This is a genomic window from Pseudomonas sp. 300 (assembly GCF_055803035.1).
This window is the reverse complement of the sequence record NZ_JAVLRV010000002.1, coordinates 2,955,190-2,971,410: the sequence shown is the minus strand read 5'-3', so window position 1 is coordinate 2,971,410 and position 16,221 is coordinate 2,955,190. Positions and strand designations below refer to the sequence as shown.

Sequence of the window (16,221 nt, the reverse complement as noted above, 5' to 3'; positions counted from 1 at the left end):
AATGGCGATCTCCTCCCGGCACAGCCAGCCCCAAAAAAAACGAGCAACAAGGGGTGACCGTTGGCGAGCCAGCTACAGGCTCGGGACGCTCAAGCAGTGCGTTGAACGGGTTGAATGGGCGGATAGAGGAGGCGATAGTGCGGGTCTGAAATTATCTCGTTTTCAGCAATACATAAGGAACAGGGAATGACCTTGAAGTCTGGATGGATGAGTTGTGTAGCGCTGTGTGGACTGGTAATGACAACGCAGGCCTTCGCTGATTGCGCGAAACCGTTTCTGGCCGGCGATTTCGGCTATTCGGTGTGCAAAGACTGGCCGGCTTATCCGGGGCTGACGATCACAGCGTTGTCGCAGTTCGAATCGGGGTATTCGGCGAGCGATGATGGCCCTCAGGGTAAATACGATCTCAATCTTGCCATTGTCTCGGCTGGCGATTCGAAACCGCTGGCGACGTATCACAAAGCAGCGGCTTTTGAGTCGGATGCCATCGCTTATGAAGACCTGCAACTCGACACCGCACGTTACAAGCTCACGCCGGACCTGAGAGCGTTTGGTGTGCGCGTCACGTTCAATGGTTCGTCACGGGTCAATCCCGTGAGTGAAACGTTGCTCTCGCTCTATGTGAAAGAGGGCGGCCAGTTGCGTCCGGTCCTCGACAAGCTCATCACCTATGAGTACGGCGGTGAATGGGATGGCAATTGCGCCGGAGAGCTTTATCAGCACACCCGAACCCTCGAAATCGGCAACACCCGCTCACATGGCTACGCGGATCTGATCGTCAAAACAGTGTCCACCCGCGAAATCGGGAAGGGCGAGGGGGAGGCTTGTGAATCAAAGACCATTACCGAAAAACCGGTACTGACGACGCTTCGATACGACGGTAAAAGCTACGTCCTGCCACAAGGTTTCAAAGGTCTATAACTATCATGCTGAGCGGCCTCAACCACCTGACCTTCGCCGTCACCGACCTGACCCGCAGCGTTGAGTTCTATCACGACCTCCTGCAACTTCAGCTCGACGCTACCTGGGACACCGGTGCCTATCTTTCGCTGCCCGGCCTTTGGCTGTGCCTTTCCCTCGATCCGCTGCGCAACTGCGAACCTGCCGCCGATTACACCCATTACGCCTTCAACATCAGCGCACCCGACTTCCCGCCCTTCGTCGAACGCCTTCGAGCCGCCAACGTCCGGGAATGGCGCGACAACCGCAGCGAAGGTGCCTCGTTCTACTTCCTCGACCCGGACGGTCACAAGCTCGAAGCCCATGTTGGCGATCTGGCGTCGCGACTGGCCGCTTGTCGGCAACGGCCCTATGCGGGAATGAAGTTCTTTGACGATCAGTCAGTTGATTGCCAGGGACCTGATATAGACTTGAGCCCATTCACCACATAGTTCGGAAGGATTTCCCCGATGACACCATCGCTGCTAATGGCCGTTCTCGCCTCGGGCTTCATTTACGGGATCACTCCGGGGCCGGGCGTATTGGCGGTGTTTGGCATCGGCGCGGCGCGTGGGCGGCGGGCAGGGGCGGGTTTTTTGTGTGGTCATTTGCTCGGTGACGTGGTCTGGTGCAGTACCGCGCTGATCGCCATTGTCGGTGCGCGGGAAATCGGCAGTACGGCGTTTGACGTGTTGGGCGTGCTCAGCGGGCTCTATCTGTTCTGGCTTGGTTTGCGGGCGGTGCGGGCCAAACGCAGCAGCGCCGAAGCGCCGCAGGGCCCGGCGCGCCAACCTTTCTGGCACGGCATTCTGTTCGGACTGACCAATCCCAAGGCGTATCCGGTGGCGGTGGCGACGTTTACGGCGTTGCTGTCCAGCCGTGCGGAACTGCTGCATTGGTCGATGCTGCCGTGGTTGATTGTCTTGAGCTTCGTTGGTGGTCTGTTGGCCTACGCTATCCTCATTGGCATCGTCGGTGCACGGCAGGTACGCAGCCTGTATCAACGGCATGAACTGGCGATCACCCGGTTGTGCGGGGTGATGTTTATCGGTTTCGCCATCAACGCCCTGGTGCATGCTTTACCGGGGCTGATGCCGAACAAGGCTTGACACTGATCGCAGGGACGCGTCAGCGACATTATTACCGGTCAGGGATGTTTTTTTATTGCTGCATTGTTCGGACATGCTCTCTGCATCATGGCAACCAGAAATTCCGCGCCGCTGGCGAGTTACATCGATCTACTGCTGGACGCCGTTTGCGCGGTCGATAAACAGGGTCGCTTTGTTTTTGTCAGTGCGGCGTGCGAGCGCATTTTCGGTTACACGCCTGATGAGCTGGTGGGCCTGCCGATGATCGATATGGTGCATCCCGCCGATCGCCAGCGCACCCTCGACGCTGCGCGGGAGATCATGGGTGGCGAGCCCAAACTCAACTTCGAAAATCGCTACCTGCGCAAGGATGGCGGCGTGGTGCACATCCTGTGGTCCGCGCGCTGGTCGGAAGTCGATCAACTGCGCATCGCCGTGGCCCGCGACATCACCGAGCGCAAGCAGGCAGAGTCCCGGCAGGCCGCGCTGTATGCGATTTCCGAAGCGGCTCACGCGGCGGAGGACTTGCTGGCGTTGTTCAAACGCATTCACTTGATTATCGGTGAATGGCTGCCGGCGCTGAATTTCTCCGTCGCGCTGTATGACGAGCACTGCGCGCAACTTAATTTTCCTTACCACGTCGACGACAGCGAACAGCAACCCGAGCAGCCGGGAACCGTTACCGGACGGCTGTGTGCCGAGGTGATCCGCAGCGGCCAGCCGATTCTGCTAACCCCGGATCAGGACAATGCCCCGGAAGGTTTCGAGTTGATGGTTGCCGGCCAGCATTCGCCTTGCTGGCTGGGCGTGCCGTTGAACTCGCAGAACGGCACCATCGGTGCGCTGATCGTTAAAAGCGTGGCGGGCGGCGAGCGCTACACCGAGCAAGACAAGGAACTGTTGCAGTTCGTGTGCGCTCAGGTCGCGACTGCCATCGAGCGCAAGCAGTTGCATGCCCGGCTGCAGCGCATGGCCCAATACGATCAACTGACCCAACTGCCCAATCGCGAGTTGCTGCGCGACCGGCTGAAAGCCTCGCTGACACTGGCCAAGTCGGAGTGTGGGCGCATGGCCCTGCTGTACGTCGACCTCGACCGCTTCAAGGAAGTCAATGACACCCACGGCCATGCAGTCGGTGACATGCTGCTGCAAGCGGTAGCCAATCGGCTCAAGGGCTGCGTGCGCGACACCGACACCGTGGCACGCATCGGCGGCGATGAATTCGTGGTGTTGTTGCACAGCATCCAGGCCTCGGAAGATGCTGACAGTGTGGCGGGAAAAATCCGTCAAATTCTGGCGCAGCCGCTGCGATTGGACGGTCACAGCGTCAACATTCAGCCGAGCATCGGCGTCGCGCATTTTCCCGAGCATGGCACGGAAGAAAAGCAATTGCTCCGCCATGCCGACGAGGCCATGTACAGAGCAAAGCGGCAGAATCATTTGCGGCTTGAGTGCTGAACACGGGTAGCCGTTCGTCGCATCGACCCCAGTTTTTCTAAACCTTTACCGTGATCGAAATTCAGATTCTATGCGGGCTACAGCTCGCTGCGATCAATCCCATGAGGTAGAGAATCATGCCTAACTCAAGAAACTCGAACACGGGACATACTGCCACCGATCGAACGAAAGCGTCTGAAGCCGGTCGCAAAGGTGGGAAAACTACCACCACGACTGTCGATAAAGAGCCTTCGAAACCCGATATGGGCCGCAAAGGTGGTCAGAAATCCAAGTAGTGGTGAACGTAGTTTTGATTGAGAAGCGGGAGCGAAAGCTCCCGTTTGAATTTTATATTGAGGAGGGCGCGACCATGAGCCGGATGGCCACCCGATTACGCAGTGCAAGTTTTGCCACGTTACTGGGCCTGTGTGCGAGCAGTGCGTTTGCCCAGTCCCCCGCCGAATTCATCAACGATGCTTCGGCCAAAGGCATGGCCGATATCGAAGCCAGCCGCCTGGCGCATCAGAAATCCGAATCCAAAGAGGTCAAGGATTACACCATCGTCGTCATCAACGACCGCACCACCGCCAACCAGCACCTGGCGAAAATCGCCAAGCAACTGGATCTGCCGGTCGCCCCCCGTGAAGAAGTGGTCGACAAGGCCAAAGCCTTGATGCCGCAGGTGCAGGACGGCGCGTCCTTCGACCAGGCATACGCGGCCAGTCAGGTGAAGACCACGCAGGCAGCTATCGAGCAGCTTCAGCAGACTGCGCAGACCACCGACGTGCCGGAAATCAAAGCCTTCGCTGAAGAAACCCTGCCGAAGTTGCAGAATCATTTGCAGATGGCCAAAGCGCTGCAGGCCAGTCGCTGACGCACATGTTTGGTAACCGGCTCCTGCAGCAGGAGCCGGCTTGCTGCGGGCGGCGTTCCGACGACCCAATAGCCGTGGTGTATCAGACACGCAGTTCCCGCACTCAGCAGTCGTTCAAATCCTGTTTGTGCTTGCCCTTGGTCGCTAACCCCGCCAGGTCATGCACCTCGTTTTCACCCATGGCACGGTAGTGTTTACGCAGGGCCTCCAGTTGCTTGAGATCCAGCGCCTCGAGCCCGAGCATCGCGTTTTTCGCCTCTTTGTTCACCCGCAACAACTCATCGATTTTCAAGTGCAAAATGTCAGTGTCGCGGTTCTGGGTGTTCTGGATCAGGAACACCATCAGGAATGTGATGATCGTGGTCGAGGTGTTGATGATCAGTTGCCAGGTGTCGTTGTAATCAAAGATCGGCCCGCTCAACCCCCACAGACCGATGAGAATCAACGCCCCCATGAACGTCTTGGGACTGCCGGCCCACAAGGCGAGTTTCTGCGAGATTTTTGCGAATTTCATTGCCGTTGTCCTTATAGGGATGCGCCTGAATTTGTGACAGCGCGGGGGCGATGAAAATTCTGCTTACATTCTTTGATTCCCTGAAAAGCGGTGAAGTCCCGGATCGAAGCCTGGAGGCGGTTGTTCGCTATTCTTGGGCGGAATCTTTCTTTGTGCCGGTTTATGTCTAGTATCAAAGGAAGTCAATTTGCCAGCATGCAAACACACGGATCGAACAGGAAGGGGTCACGCATGGAATTTTTCGAAAAGTTAGCAAGTCTAGCCGCCAAAGTTCGTTTGCAGAGCGCTGCAATTCAAACGGAAGAGGCGACCAAGAACGCTTTTGTCATGCCCTTTATCAGCACGGTGCTCGGCTACGATGTCTTCGATCCGACTGAGGTTACTCCTGAATTCGTTTGCGATATCGGAACGAAGAAGGGGGAGAAAATTGACTACGCGATCATGAAGGGGGGGGAGGTTCAGATCCTGATCGAGTGCAAAAAAATCGGCGAGCCGCTACACATCAATCATGCCTCACAGCTGTTTCGTTATTTCCATGTCACCAGCGCTCGTATCTCCATCCTCACCAATGGCCAGGTTTACAAGTTTTTCACCGATCTGGACGCGCCCAACAAAATGGATGAGAAGCCTTTTCTTGAACTCGACCTTCTGGACATCGACGAATACTCCGTCCCCGAATTAGTAAAGCTCACCAAATCGGCGTTCGATGTGGATTCGATTATCAGTGCCGCTGGTGAGTTGAAGTACGTCAGCCAAATCAAAAAAATCATCGCTTCACAAGTCAGCAAGCCCGACGATGATTTTGTGAAAGTGTTCGCTTCGCGTGTCTACGACGGCGTGATTACTCAGAAAGTCCGTGAGCAGTTTCATGAGCTGACGAGAAAGGCTGTGGTTCAATTTCTCAATGACCAGATAAATGACCGGCTCAAATCGGCCATGAGTGGTTCTATTCAACCAGCGCTGGCATCTTTACCGGTTTCTTCCAGTGGTACCGAGCAGTCGGATGTGCGGGATGAGTCAGAAGACAAGGTGCTGACAACTTTGGAAGAGCTAGAGGGTTATCACATCGTTCGTGCAGTGGTTCGATCAGTCGTGGATGCCAAACGGATTGTTCAGCGCGATACCCAGAGTTACTTCGGCATTCTGCTGGACGACAACAATCGCAAACCGATCTGCCGTCTGCACTTCAATCGTTCACAGAAATACATCGGCATATTTGACGAAGAGAAGAATGAAACCCGGCATGCAATCAACTCGGTCGACGACATCTACGAGTACTCGGATCATTTGAAGAAGACGGTAGGGTATTACGATTAAGTGCTTTATCCCGCGACGAAAAAACTGGCCAGTAAAGCCGGTATTTTTTGCGGAGGCGCTCAGTGATATTGCCCACCGAAGGTGGAGTAGAGCGGAGCCTGCCAGGCGCTGTATCGTAGCGAACCGGTTGTCGGCCCAGGTCCGGACAACGATTCGACAGGAGAACGCAATGAGTTGGTCCGCCCAGCAATACGTCACTTTTGAAGATGAACGCACCCGCCCGGCACGTGATCTGCTCGCGGCGATTCCGCCTGTGGACGCGCGCTCGGCCATCGACATCGGTTGCGGCCCCGGCAACTCGACCGAATTGCTGGTGGAGCGCTTCACTAACGCCACGGTGCGTGGCGTCGACAGTTCGAGCGACATGATCGAAGCCGCCCGCAAGCGCTTGCCGCACGTGCAGTTCGACACCGTGGACATCGGCACCTGGAACGACAGCGGTTCGTTCGACGTGATCTTCGCCAACGCGGTGCTGCAGTGGTTGCCCGATCACGCGACGTTGCTGCCCTCGCTGGCCGCCCGTCTGGCCCAGGGCGGTAGCCTGGCCATTCAGATGCCCGACAACCTCAACGAACCGTCCCATCGCCTGATGCGCGAAGTGGCAGCCGATGGCCCGTGGACCAGCAAATTGGCGGACGCCGCCGGGCAACGCACGGAAATGGCCAGCGCCAGCGACTACTACTCGATGCTGCGACCGCACTGCGCGCGCGTCGATGTGTGGCGCACCACTTACCATCATCCGCTGGCGGGCGGCGCGTCGGGCGTGGTCGAGTGGTTCAAGGGCAGCGGCTTGCGACCGTTTCTCGAACCGCTGGATGACGCGGAAAAGGCGCAGTACCTCAAGCAATATCACGCCGCGATCGAGCAGGCATATCCGGCGCTGAGTGATGGTTCGGTGCTGCTGCCGTTCCCGCGATTGTTCATCGTCGCGACTCGCTGATGGCAACAAGGGACGGATAACGCTGAACGTTATCTGTCCCTTCGCTTGGCGCTCAAGTAATCGAAAAGAAACGACGCAAAGCCGAACAACCCAATCATTGAAATGATCATGATCCCCAACTCTGAATTTTCCATGCTGATCTCTGCCTGAAAGGTGAGCCGGCAGGGTAGGGGGTTTTTGGTCGGGGATGATGCTGCGCTACTGCATCTTTACTGGGTGGCGGGGATCTATACGGAAAATATACGTGGGGCGCCACAGTAATTGGTCGTTCTATCTCTTAACGGACCCAGGCATGTCCAGATATTTGGTCATGTCGATGTCTAGCTCTGCCCAGACAAACGCTGCGTATTTCGGATTAGCCGAATGCCGGTTGAAAACGCTGGCTAGTGGAATCGGGGATCTGAACTCGTGGAGAAGCTCAAAATGGCCTTCGATGGCTTCGCGAGCCATGGCCACTGCTTCGTCGAGACCTTCCCCGGCGGAAAAACAACCTGGGATATCTGGGACGTCTACGCCCCACGCGTGTTCGTCATCGCCGATTGAAATAGCTATCGGATAAAGCATGTTCACCTTTCCTCTGCTGATCCAGTTACTGACGCTGGAAACGCAAAGGGCGCCTCGAAAGGCGCCCCTAAGTCACGGCACTACTATTCCGCATCCATCCGTCGCGCAATGACATCCAGCACATCGCAGCCATCGCGCAGCGGGATGGCGCAGAGCATTGCGAAGTCGCTGAGAATCACCGAATCGCTGGAGATTTCGCCGCGCATCGCGAGGTTCTCCAGAACCTGCGTTACCGCGCCGATTCTGTACCGGGCGGAGCTGAGCAGTGAATGCAGCGGTTGGGTGGTGTTGACGTAGAAGGTGGGGAGGTCGTCGGCGTTGCTGGTTAAAGCCATGTATTCATTCATGAGTGTTTACCGTTAGTAGGGGAAAGACCTACCACTCAATCGTCGCCAAACAAAAGGGTGGTAGCTGTACGCGGGTTGGCGAACCGGACAACGGTAAAACCGGCAGACCCGAAGGTCTCCCACGCACAGCCACCAAAAAAAGCGCAGCAAAGTGCAGTCAGAAAAGCTCCGAAAAAACTCCGAGGCTTCTGGGTCGTTGTCACCGAGTCGCCAAACCCGATACGCCATTTGGGCGTGGACGGACTATAGGCTTCGTGACAAAAACACAGCAATGGACAAGTGTACGGACAATTCCCAGAGTCGTGTAGGACCCTGCCTTTTCTGCATACTGCCTCGTTTAAACCCCCGGAGAATGGGGCATTGCCCCTTCGGTGTCAGTGTCGGCAATCCTTTAATTGGGCATCGAAAACGCTAACAAAACGCCGATTTCATAGAAAAATGCTAATTTCCGCGTTGAAACCGAGAAGGATGCTCACGAGGCCGGTTGCTTCACGCCTCCAGGGTGGCTTTCTCGTTGTTTTTTCTGGTACTCCTCCGCCTTGTGCGAAGAACCCGAGTCTTTCTCCAGCGTTTTCGAATCGGCTCCGGAATTTGCCCCCGAAGACTCCTCGCCCTTTTTGCTGGCCTTGTCCTTGTTTGATTCAGCGTCTTGCCCCTGGTTAAGACCGGGAAGGGCGGCAGGAGGAACGGCACTTCCTGTCGTCGTCTTCTCGGTCGCTAGCGCGTAGAACGAACAAGAAGACAGTAGACCCGCAAGCGTCAGAGCAGTGATTTTGGTGTTCATGCTTAAGCCTTCTGTGCAAGGGAATGTACTTATTGGAAGGCAGGGTCGAGGGAGTGTGCTGGAGAGCTGACGAGCGGCAGGAATTAAAAGCAGGCGGAGCTGAGCAGTGAAAGCAGCGTGTCACTAAATCCGAACCATAAAAAAACCGGCCACATGGGCCGGTTTTTTTCTTTCTACATCCCCGTCAAAACCATCTTAACGTGAGACAAAAATTCGATTGGAGCGGGTGAAGGGAATCGAACCCTCGTTATCAGCTTGGGAAGCTGGAGTAATGCCATTATACGACACCCGCTCAGAGCGGCTGACTTTGTACCAGATGTGCGCGTGGAAATGAAGTTTTTCTTTGCGCTGGATGGCTTTAGCGCAGGTGAAACAAGACATCGGACCGTGTGACGGTCGTTCGCGGGCAAGCCTCGCTCCTACAATACGGCGTTAGGCTGCGAAGCTTGCTCGCGATGACGCTGTTTCAGATTGCGAATGCATGGTGGTCCTGGACGTAGTGATAACGCGGTCGGCTTGCCTGCTGCTCAGGTTTCAGGAAACCCAACAGCGCATTGCGGCTGTCTCGGCAGGCGGCTTTGTGTTCCATGTCGAGAAAGTGACCGGTCGCATCCAGTGTCGTGAACGTGGCGTGTTGCACGCGATTGGCGAACAAACGCGCGCCATCGGCGGCGGTGTATTCGTCCCATTCGCCGTTCATGAACAGCACCGGTACGTTGATTTTTTCCGAGGCCTTGAGGAAGCACTCGCGATCACTGTGCAGCAGGTCGCTGATGTGGAAGTGCATCTGCCCGTATTCATGATCGGCCAGGCTGCTGACGTGGCGATAGTTGAAGCGTTTGAACAGGGTCGGCAGGTGTTTGCCGATGGTGCTGTTCACCAGATTGCCGACACGGTCGCCGTCACGGCTGCCGAGGTAGTCCACACCGCGCTCGAGGTAGTCGAGCATGTGTGCGTTGATCTCCGGGGAGAACGAGCTGATCACGGCTTTTTCGATGCGCCGTGGCCGTTGGGCGAGGGCGACCAGGGTCGCGGCGCCACCCCAGGAAAACGACAGCACGTGTTCGGCGGCGAAGTGGTCGATCAGCTCCAGAAGGATCTGCCCTTCGACTTCCTTGGTGAGCAATTTCTCATGCAGGTTGTGGGCTTTGGACTTGCCCGCGTAGGGCTGGTCGTAGCAGACCACGTTGAACTGCGGGTGAAGGTTTTTCACGGTTTGTGCAAACGACGCAGTCGTGGCCATCGAGCCGTTGACCAAGATAATGGTCTTCTCTGCGGCGTCTGCGCGATAGAACTCCGTGTAAACCCGATACTGACCCTGTATATCCAGCACAGCGATTTCTGGCCTCATGTCATAAGACTCCTGGCAAGCGGGTATGCGCGCAAATGAGATTGCACGAGCTTTGTGACAGGTAGGCATACGCCTGGAATGTTGGAGGCCCATGTCGATCCATTGCAGTCCGGTCGACGGGTTTTATTATTGGCGGGCAGTCTGCCGGTCTGAGGCGGAACCTGAGGGTTCTCTAACCGACAAAAAGTTTCTTAGAAGTATGTTGTGACTCGTCAGTCACATTTCGGCTGACGTCCTGATTCAAGCAGGGGAGCAGGGATCGCGCAAGTGCCATTGGTAAATTGTTCGACAACTTCTGCTGAGCGGTAGGCTGCTTAGATCAATTGGATCTCTTCGGTGCGCAACGCGCGGTACTCGCCCGGTTTTAGCGCGTTATCGAGCACCAGCGGGCCCATGCGTTCGCGGTGCAGGCGCAGTACTTTGTTGTCGAAGTGGCCGAACATCCGCTTCACCTGATGGTAGCGGCCTTCAACGATGCTCAGTCGCGCCGATTTCGGTCCGAGCAGCACCAGTTCGGCCGGCAACGTGGTGAGGTCCTCGAAGGCAAAGTACAGGCCTTCGGTGAATGTCAGCGCGTATTCCGGGCCGATCTCCTGCTCGGTCTCGACGTAATAGACCTTGGGCAGTTTGGTCTGCGGTTGGGTCAGGCGTCGCGACCAGCTGCCGTCGTTGGTGATCAGCATCAGGCCGGTGGTGTTGAAGTCCAGGCGACCGGCGATGTGCAGGTCTTCCTTGTCGGGCTCGTCGAACAGATCGAGGACCGTCGGGTGCTCCGGGTCGCGGGTGGCGCTGACGCAACCTGGCGGTTTGTGCAGCATGAAGTAACGCGCGGGTTTGCCGACTTGCAGCACTTCTTCATCGACTTCGACGCGGCTGAACTCCAGCACCTCAGCGTGCGGGTCGCTGACGACTTTTCCGTCAATCCGCACGCGTTTTTCCACCAGCAACAGGCGAACCTGCTGACGGTTGAAGCGGGGCAGGTTGCTGAGGAAACGGTCAACGCGCATGAAATGAGATCGACAGGAAACGGGCCGCGCATCTTACGTGATCGGCCACAAGGATGCTTACAACTGCGCCTCGACCTGCGTGCAACGTGGGCACAGGCAGGATTTGTCGCGCAACTCGGGCGGCAGCGCTTCGAGGACTGCCGGGTCGATGCTGACGCCGTAGCACCAGCAGGCCCGATCGGCGGTTCGAGGGTCGGCCAGGGTGCAGTCATTGGAGGCGCCGCAGGCCGGGCAGAATTCAGGCTTGTTCATGTAGGACTATGCATAACTGGTTTGGGACATTTCCGCGCAGGTACGGTTACGGCCGGATTGCTTGGCCCGATACATCGCATGATCGGCCCGGGAGAGCAGGGTGTGCAAGGTGTCATCCCGTTGCAAAGTGGTCAAGCCGATGCTCACCGTCAGGTGCAAGGTCTGATCGTTGTAGGCATAACGCTGTTCTTCGACATGTTGACGAATTTTCTCGGCAATCTTCAGACCGGTCTCACCGTCGGTGTCCTTGAGCAGCACGATGAACTCTTCGCCGCCCCAGCGGCAGACGATGTCGGAATGGCGCAGGCAACTCTGCAGATCCCGCGCAAAGCCGATCAGCACTTGATCGCCGGCCAAGTGGCCGTAGGTGTCATTCAAGACCTTGAAGTGGTCCAGATCCAGCAGCAGCGCGGTCAGCGGCTTCGGTTCGCGCTGAGCCTCGTGCATCGCTTGCGCCGCCAGCAGGTCGAAGCCGCGACGGTTTGGCAGCTCAGTGAGGCTGTCGAGGGTTGCCTGCGCCTGGATCTTGCCCTGATAGCGCTTGATCACCCGGTTGAGCAGGGCCAGCACGGTCAACGTCACGAGCAGGCAAATCAGCAGATTGAGGTATAGCGATTGACGAATTTCGCTGAGCGCGCCGTCTTCGCGTTTGTCGACGAACAGGTACCAGTTCAGCTCCGGAATGAACCGCACGTTGAGGAAATGTCCCTGGCCCTGGACGGAGTATTCGTAGCTGCCGCTATGGGGCTTGGGCAACTGGCTCACCAGGCCTTTCATGCTATCGAGCTCGCTGAGTTTCTGGCCGATATGTGCACCCTGCGGACCACCCTCGGCGCCGGTGAGCACCAATCGGCCGAAGCTGTCGACGAAGTACACGCTGCGTTGATAGCGCTGTTGATACTTGTCGATCAGCTTGATCACCGCATCCACCGTCAGACCGACACCCGCCGCGCCGATGAAACGGTCGTTGTAGTCGTAGACCTTGTAGTTGATGAAGAAGGTCAGGTTGTCCTTGTTGGCAAGGTCCGGGTCGACGTTGATCTCGTAAGGATCAGTCATGTCACGCACGCGGAAATACCAGGCATCGCGCGGTTCGGTGACTTTGACCTGCTTGAGCACGCCTTTGGCATGGTAGTAGGTCAGCGTGCCGTTGGAGACGAAAAACGCGGTGTAGGCGCCGTAGTGAGTCATGACCTCGTTGAGGTAGCGGGTCATCTGGTCGGGGTTGTGTTCGCCGTTGACCACCCAATCGCGCATGAAGGTGTCGCGGGACATCATCGAGGAAATCAGGATCGGTCTGACGAGGTCTTTCTGGATTTCCGAGTAGACCGTGTCCGAAGTCAGCGGCAGTTCAGTGTTGACGATGTTGTCGCGGATCGAGGCGCGCGAGGCGTAGTAGCTGAGCAATGACGTGGCGAGAAAGCCTGCGCCCAGCAGCGCGATCAGCGTGAGAACCAGCGAACGTTGCGAATACAGCGGCGAGTGAAGCGGCATGGCGATTCCGTTGGCAGTGACCCGTTGGGGAGCATTCTAGTGGGACTGCTGGGAAATAACTGCGGGATTTGTAGGGTGAATCGGCAAGGATCAGGTTCAGTGGCGCCTGGGCGGACGCCATCGCTGGCAAGCCAACTCCCACAAGGACCGCGCAAAACCTGTGGGAGCGGGCTTGCCCGCGAATCGAAAGATCACCCCAGATTTTTCAGGTACGCACGCCATCCGCCCAAATGACTGATATCCACCGCACCCTCCAACCCATACGCCTCACAGATAAACCCGCTCTCCCAACGCCCATCCGCCAGTTGCACCTTGCCCAACCCCAGCGGTGCCGGAATCCCGGTCAAAAACGACCCCAACTCACTGCTCGGCAACTCCCAGACCTCCACCGCAACCGCCACGCCGCCATCCTTCACCCGCACCATCCCTGGACGAAACGGCGGGCCACCGGCCAACGCATACAGCTGATAGTCCGGCGAACTGAACGTCGTTTCGACCAACGTCGCGCCGCGCCGTTTCAGTTGCCAGTTCAGCGCCAGCCCATCCAGATGCGCGCCGCACACCACCAGCCGCGCACGGTCATTGCGAGCGACGGCCAACGGTGCGGGCGCATCTGAACGACGTTGAAACGCATCCGCCACGCTCAACAGATACTGATCGGTAAACGCCCGGCCAAACAGCGTCACACCCCACGGCAAACCATTGCCCATGAACCCGCTCGGCACCGCGACGGCGGCGTAATCGAGCAGGTTCATGAAGTTGGTGTAGTAACCCAGTTCCGAATTGCGCAGCACCGGTTCAGCCTCAAGTTCCGCCAACGTCACCGGACGGCCGATGGTCGGTGTGACCACGCAATCCAACCCTTCCAGCGCCTTGTCGCACAGGGCTTTCAAGGCTTGCAGCCGATACTGCGCGCGGAACGTTTGCACGCCGCTCACCGCAGGCGCCTTGGCCAACACCGCGCGAATCACCGGCAACACCGCTTGAGGATTTTGCTCCATCAACTCGCCAGCCACGCTGTACCGTTCCGCCACCCACGGGCCTTCATAAAGCAGGCGCGCCGCTTCAAGGAATGGCGACAGATCCAGTTCCACCGCCTCACCGCCCAACGCCTTGAGCCGATCGATGGCATCGCCGAACAACAGCGGTCCTTCCGGGCAACCGAAGAACTCCAGGTCCTGCGCACGCGGCACGCCGAAACGCAAGGGACGCGGTGTGCCAAACGCCGAGCCGTCATTCCACAGCGGGTTGCTGCGGCTGTACTCGTCCCGTGGATCGAGGTGTGCGGTGAGCGCCAGTAACTGACTGGCTTCCTGCGCCGTCGCGGTAAACGTCGTGACGCAATCGAGCGTGCGACACGCCGGCACCACACCCGCCGTGGAGATCAACCCTTTGGTGGCTTTCAATCCCACCAGATTGTTCAACCCCGCTGGCACGCGCCCGGAACCCGCCGTGTCCGTGCCCAACGAAAAACTCGCCACGCCCAGCGCCACCGCCAGCGAAGACCCGGCGCTGGAACCCCCCGACGGGTATTCCGGCAACACGCTGTTCGGGCACGCGCCATAGGGCGAGCGACTGCCATTGAGGCCTGTGGCGAACTGATCAAGATTGGTCTTGCCCAGCGGAATCGCGCCGAGTGCCAGCAACTGCTCGACGATGGTCGCCGACTGCTGCGGCACATAGGCAAACGCCGGGCACGCTGCTGTGGTTGGAATGCCGGCCAGATCGATGTTGTCCTTGATCGCGAACGGCACGCCGTACAGCGGCAGGCTGTCGATATCGCGACCGTCGAGCGCGGCGAGGTACGGTTCCAGTTCTTCAACGCTGAGCAAATGAATGAACAGGTGATAGTCCGGGTTCAGCGCGGCGGCTTTGTCACGCAGGCTCAGCAGCAATTGACGTGGCGTGATGTTGCCGACGCGATAGGCACTGCGCAGGGCGTCGAGTTGCAGATTGATGGTCATGATGTGAGTCCTTTTCCAAATGGGTTCAGTCGAGTTGCAGCACCACGACGCGCTGTCCGGCGCGCACCGCCGAACCCGGTTGCACGCGGATCTCGCGCACCACGCCGGCGGTGGGCGCGAGCAGCGGGATTTCCATCTTCATCGACTCCAGAATCACCAGCACATCACCGGCGGCGACGCGGCTGCCGGTCTCCACCTGAACCTGCCAGAGGTTGCCGGCGATGTGGCTGTCGACGCTCATTTCGCCGCTGGCCAGCGGTGCGTTTTCGGCCGTTTCCGGGGCCGCTTCTTCACTGTCGAAATGCGCCTGGCCACTGGCAATCCAACGCTCTCGCTCGGCGTTGAATGCGCCTTTCTGTTGATCCCGAAAAGCGGCAATGCTCGAGGACTCTTTAGTCAAGAAGGCCTGGTAATCCGCGAGGTTCAACTGGCTGTGCTCGATGTTCAGCTCGAAACGCCCGAGGGGGAAATCCCGGCGGATGCGCAGCAGTTCATCGGCGCTCACCGGGTAGAAACGGATCTGATCGAAGAAACGCAGCAGCCATGGTTTGCCATCGAACGCGGCGACTTCGCGGTAGCGGTTCCACATTTGTAACGTGCGACCGACGAACTGATAACCGCCGGGGCCTTCCATGCCGTACACGCACATGTAGGCGCCACCGATGCCCACCGAGTTTTCCGCGGTCCAGGTGCGCGCCGGGTTGTATTTGGTGGTGACCAGGCGATGGCGCGGATCGAGCGGGGTGGCGACCGGCGCGCCAAGGTAAACGTCGCCCAGGCCCATCACCAGGTAGCTGGCTTCGAACACCGTGCGCTGCACTTCATCGAGGTTCGGCAGGTCGTTGATGCGGCGTATGAATTCCAGATTGCTCGGGCACCACGGTGCGTCCTTGCGCACGGTGGTCATGTATTTTTCGATCGCCAATTGGCAGGCCGGGTCATCCCAGGACAGCGGCAGATGGACGATGCGCGAGGGGACTTGCAGGTCTTTGGCGGCGCACACCGCGTCCCATTCACCGGCGACGATACCGAGCAGATCGGTCAGTGGCAGTTGTTCGGGCTGGTAGTGCACTTGCAGCGAGCGGATGCCCGGTGTGAGGTCGATGACACCGTGCAGGTTTTTGCTTTCCAGGGCTTGCATGAGGGCGTGGGCGCGGAAGCGCAGAACAAGGTCGAGTTCTGGCGCGCCGATTTCCAGCAGAAGATGCGTATCCCCCGACAACCTTGCAACCAACCGCGTATCCCCCTGACCCAAATCCAACACCACAGGCGACACAATCCCCTGTGGGAGCGAGCCTGCTCGCGATAGCGGTGTGTCAGTCTCATTAATGCTGAATGTACTACCCTCA

The 16,221-nt window shown here is 58.0% G+C and carries 17 protein-coding genes, 1 tRNA gene and 1 pseudogene; 8 read left to right on the top strand and 11 right to left on the bottom strand.

The genetic code is table 11. The features are described 5' to 3' along the window. Positions 1-186 precede the first annotated feature (186 nt). From Q7W83_RS20040 to Q7W83_RS20015, 6 genes are all read left to right on the top strand, one after another. A complete protein-coding gene (locus Q7W83_RS20040) occupies positions 187-921 on the top strand; it encodes a PA3715 family protein (protein ID WP_150630935.1) in 735 nt (244 codons plus the stop codon). Positions 922-926: 5 nt separating this feature from the next. Beyond that, positions 927-1,391 carry a fosfomycin resistance glutathione transferase gene (gene fos / locus Q7W83_RS20035; protein WP_150630934.1) on the top strand — a complete coding sequence of 155 codons (465 nt, stop codon included), beginning with the start codon at positions 927-929 and terminating at the stop codon, positions 1,389-1,391. 18 nt (positions 1,392-1,409) lie between these two features. Then, positions 1,410-2,048, top strand: a complete 639-nt coding sequence (locus Q7W83_RS20030) for a LysE family translocator (protein WP_150636288.1) — start codon at positions 1,410-1,412, stop codon at positions 2,046-2,048. Positions 2,049-2,135: 87 nt separating this feature from the next. Further along, positions 2,136-3,485 carry a sensor domain-containing protein gene (locus Q7W83_RS20025; protein WP_473656650.1) on the top strand — a complete coding sequence of 450 codons (1,350 nt, stop codon included), beginning with the start codon at positions 2,136-2,138 and terminating at the stop codon, positions 3,483-3,485. Positions 3,486-3,601: 116 nt separating this feature from the next. Then, positions 3,602-3,760, top strand: coding sequence for a stress protein (locus Q7W83_RS20020; protein WP_150630931.1), 159 nt, complete (start codon positions 3,602-3,604; stop codon positions 3,758-3,760). Between the two features lie 74 nt (positions 3,761-3,834). Continuing rightward, positions 3,835-4,338: a DUF4142 domain-containing protein gene (locus tag Q7W83_RS20015; protein ID WP_150630930.1), complete on the top strand. Its 504-nt coding sequence runs from the start codon at positions 3,835-3,837 to the stop codon at positions 4,336-4,338. A gap of 103 nt (positions 4,339-4,441) precedes the next feature. Here Q7W83_RS20015 and Q7W83_RS20010 read toward each other — a convergent pair whose 3' ends face one another. After that, on the bottom strand, positions 4,442-4,852 hold the full coding sequence (locus Q7W83_RS20010) for a low affinity iron permease family protein (protein ID WP_150630929.1): 411 nt from the start codon (positions 4,850-4,852) through the stop codon (positions 4,442-4,444). A gap of 231 nt (positions 4,853-5,083) precedes the next feature. On the opposite strand from Q7W83_RS20010, the gene Q7W83_RS20005 reads away from it, so the two are divergent. Next, positions 5,084-6,169 (top strand): type I restriction endonuclease, encoded by a 1,086-nt coding sequence (locus Q7W83_RS20005; RefSeq protein ID WP_473656648.1) that lies wholly within the window; start codon positions 5,084-5,086, stop codon positions 6,167-6,169. 169 nt (positions 6,170-6,338) lie between these two features. Then, positions 6,339-7,109, top strand: coding sequence for a trans-aconitate 2-methyltransferase (tam, locus tag Q7W83_RS20000; protein WP_473656646.1), 771 nt, complete (start codon positions 6,339-6,341; stop codon positions 7,107-7,109). A gap of 297 nt (positions 7,110-7,406) precedes the next feature. Here the strand turns inward: tam and Q7W83_RS19995 are convergent. The 10 genes and pseudogenes from Q7W83_RS19995 to Q7W83_RS19950 all read right to left on the bottom strand — a co-directional run. Beyond that, a pseudogene (locus Q7W83_RS19995) lies at positions 7,407-7,673 on the bottom strand (type II toxin-antitoxin system HicB family antitoxin); the annotation flags it as partial. 83 nt (positions 7,674-7,756) lie between these two features. After that, positions 7,757-8,020, bottom strand: a complete 264-nt coding sequence (locus tag Q7W83_RS19990) for a short-chain dehydrogenase (RefSeq protein ID WP_150636297.1) — start codon at positions 8,018-8,020, stop codon at positions 7,757-7,759. Positions 8,021-8,492: 472 nt separating this feature from the next. Beyond that, complete coding sequence (locus tag Q7W83_RS19985) at positions 8,493-8,804, bottom strand: hypothetical protein (protein WP_150653754.1); 312 nt, start codon at positions 8,802-8,804, stop codon at positions 8,493-8,495. 218 nt (positions 8,805-9,022) lie between these two features. Next, positions 9,023-9,096: transfer RNA gene (locus Q7W83_RS19980), tRNA-Gly, on the bottom strand. Between the two features lie 174 nt (positions 9,097-9,270). Then, positions 9,271-10,155, bottom strand: coding sequence for an alpha/beta fold hydrolase (locus Q7W83_RS19975; protein WP_150636301.1), 885 nt, complete (start codon positions 10,153-10,155; stop codon positions 9,271-9,273). Positions 10,156-10,469: 314 nt separating this feature from the next. Further along, the gene (locus tag Q7W83_RS19970; protein ID WP_150630924.1) at positions 10,470-11,162 is read right to left on the bottom strand and encodes a pseudouridine synthase; all 693 of its coding nucleotides are present in this window, start codon (positions 11,160-11,162) and stop codon (positions 10,470-10,472) included. A 57-nt stretch (positions 11,163-11,219) separates the two neighbouring features. Further along, positions 11,220-11,414 carry a cysteine-rich CWC family protein gene (locus tag Q7W83_RS19965; RefSeq protein ID WP_473656642.1) on the bottom strand — a complete coding sequence of 65 codons (195 nt, stop codon included), beginning with the start codon at positions 11,412-11,414 and terminating at the stop codon, positions 11,220-11,222. Positions 11,415-11,420: 6 nt separating this feature from the next. Further along, on the bottom strand, positions 11,421-12,908 hold the full coding sequence (locus Q7W83_RS19960; RefSeq protein WP_473656640.1) for a sensor domain-containing diguanylate cyclase: 1,488 nt from the start codon (positions 12,906-12,908) through the stop codon (positions 11,421-11,423). A gap of 191 nt (positions 12,909-13,099) precedes the next feature. Further along, positions 13,100-14,872 carry an allophanate hydrolase gene (gene atzF / locus Q7W83_RS19955; protein ID WP_150653763.1) on the bottom strand — a complete coding sequence of 591 codons (1,773 nt, stop codon included), beginning with the start codon at positions 14,870-14,872 and terminating at the stop codon, positions 13,100-13,102. Between the two features lie 25 nt (positions 14,873-14,897). Continuing rightward, the coding region (locus Q7W83_RS19950; protein WP_473656637.1) for a carboxyltransferase domain-containing protein at positions 14,898-16,221 on the bottom strand (1,324 nt) is incomplete at its 5' end.

Coding starts and splice junctions, on each gene's coding strand:
- Q7W83_RS19985 (WP_150653754.1), bottom strand. CDS start 8,804: ATGAACACCAAAATCACTGCTCTGACGCTTGCGGGTCTACTGTCTTCT.
- fos (WP_150630934.1), top strand. CDS start 927: ATGCTGAGCGGCCTCAACCACCTGACCTTCGCCGTCACCGACCTGACC.
- Q7W83_RS19970 (WP_150630924.1), bottom strand. CDS start 11,162: ATGCGCGTTGACCGTTTCCTCAGCAACCTGCCCCGCTTCAACCGTCAG.
- tam (WP_473656646.1), top strand. CDS start 6,339: ATGAGTTGGTCCGCCCAGCAATACGTCACTTTTGAAGATGAACGCACC.
- Q7W83_RS19965 (WP_473656642.1), bottom strand. CDS start 11,414: ATGAACAAGCCTGAATTCTGCCCGGCCTGCGGCGCCTCCAATGACTGC.
- Q7W83_RS20030 (WP_150636288.1), top strand. CDS start 1,410: ATGACACCATCGCTGCTAATGGCCGTTCTCGCCTCGGGCTTCATTTAC.
- Q7W83_RS20040 (WP_150630935.1), top strand. CDS start 187: ATGACCTTGAAGTCTGGATGGATGAGTTGTGTAGCGCTGTGTGGACTG.
- Q7W83_RS20025 (WP_473656650.1), top strand. CDS start 2,136: ATGGCAACCAGAAATTCCGCGCCGCTGGCGAGTTACATCGATCTACTG.
- Q7W83_RS19960 (WP_473656640.1), bottom strand. CDS start 12,908: ATGCCGCTTCACTCGCCGCTGTATTCGCAACGTTCGCTGGTTCTCACG.
- atzF (WP_150653763.1), bottom strand. CDS start 14,872: ATGACCATCAATCTGCAACTCGACGCCCTGCGCAGTGCCTATCGCGTC.
- Q7W83_RS20015 (WP_150630930.1), top strand. CDS start 3,835: ATGAGCCGGATGGCCACCCGATTACGCAGTGCAAGTTTTGCCACGTTA.
- Q7W83_RS20010 (WP_150630929.1), bottom strand. CDS start 4,852: ATGAAATTCGCAAAAATCTCGCAGAAACTCGCCTTGTGGGCCGGCAGT.
- Q7W83_RS19990 (WP_150636297.1), bottom strand. CDS start 8,020: ATGAATGAATACATGGCTTTAACCAGCAACGCCGACGACCTCCCCACC.
- Q7W83_RS20005 (WP_473656648.1), top strand. CDS start 5,084: ATGGAATTTTTCGAAAAGTTAGCAAGTCTAGCCGCCAAAGTTCGTTTG.
- Q7W83_RS20020 (WP_150630931.1), top strand. CDS start 3,602: ATGCCTAACTCAAGAAACTCGAACACGGGACATACTGCCACCGATCGA.
- Q7W83_RS19975 (WP_150636301.1), bottom strand. CDS start 10,155: ATGAGGCCAGAAATCGCTGTGCTGGATATACAGGGTCAGTATCGGGTT.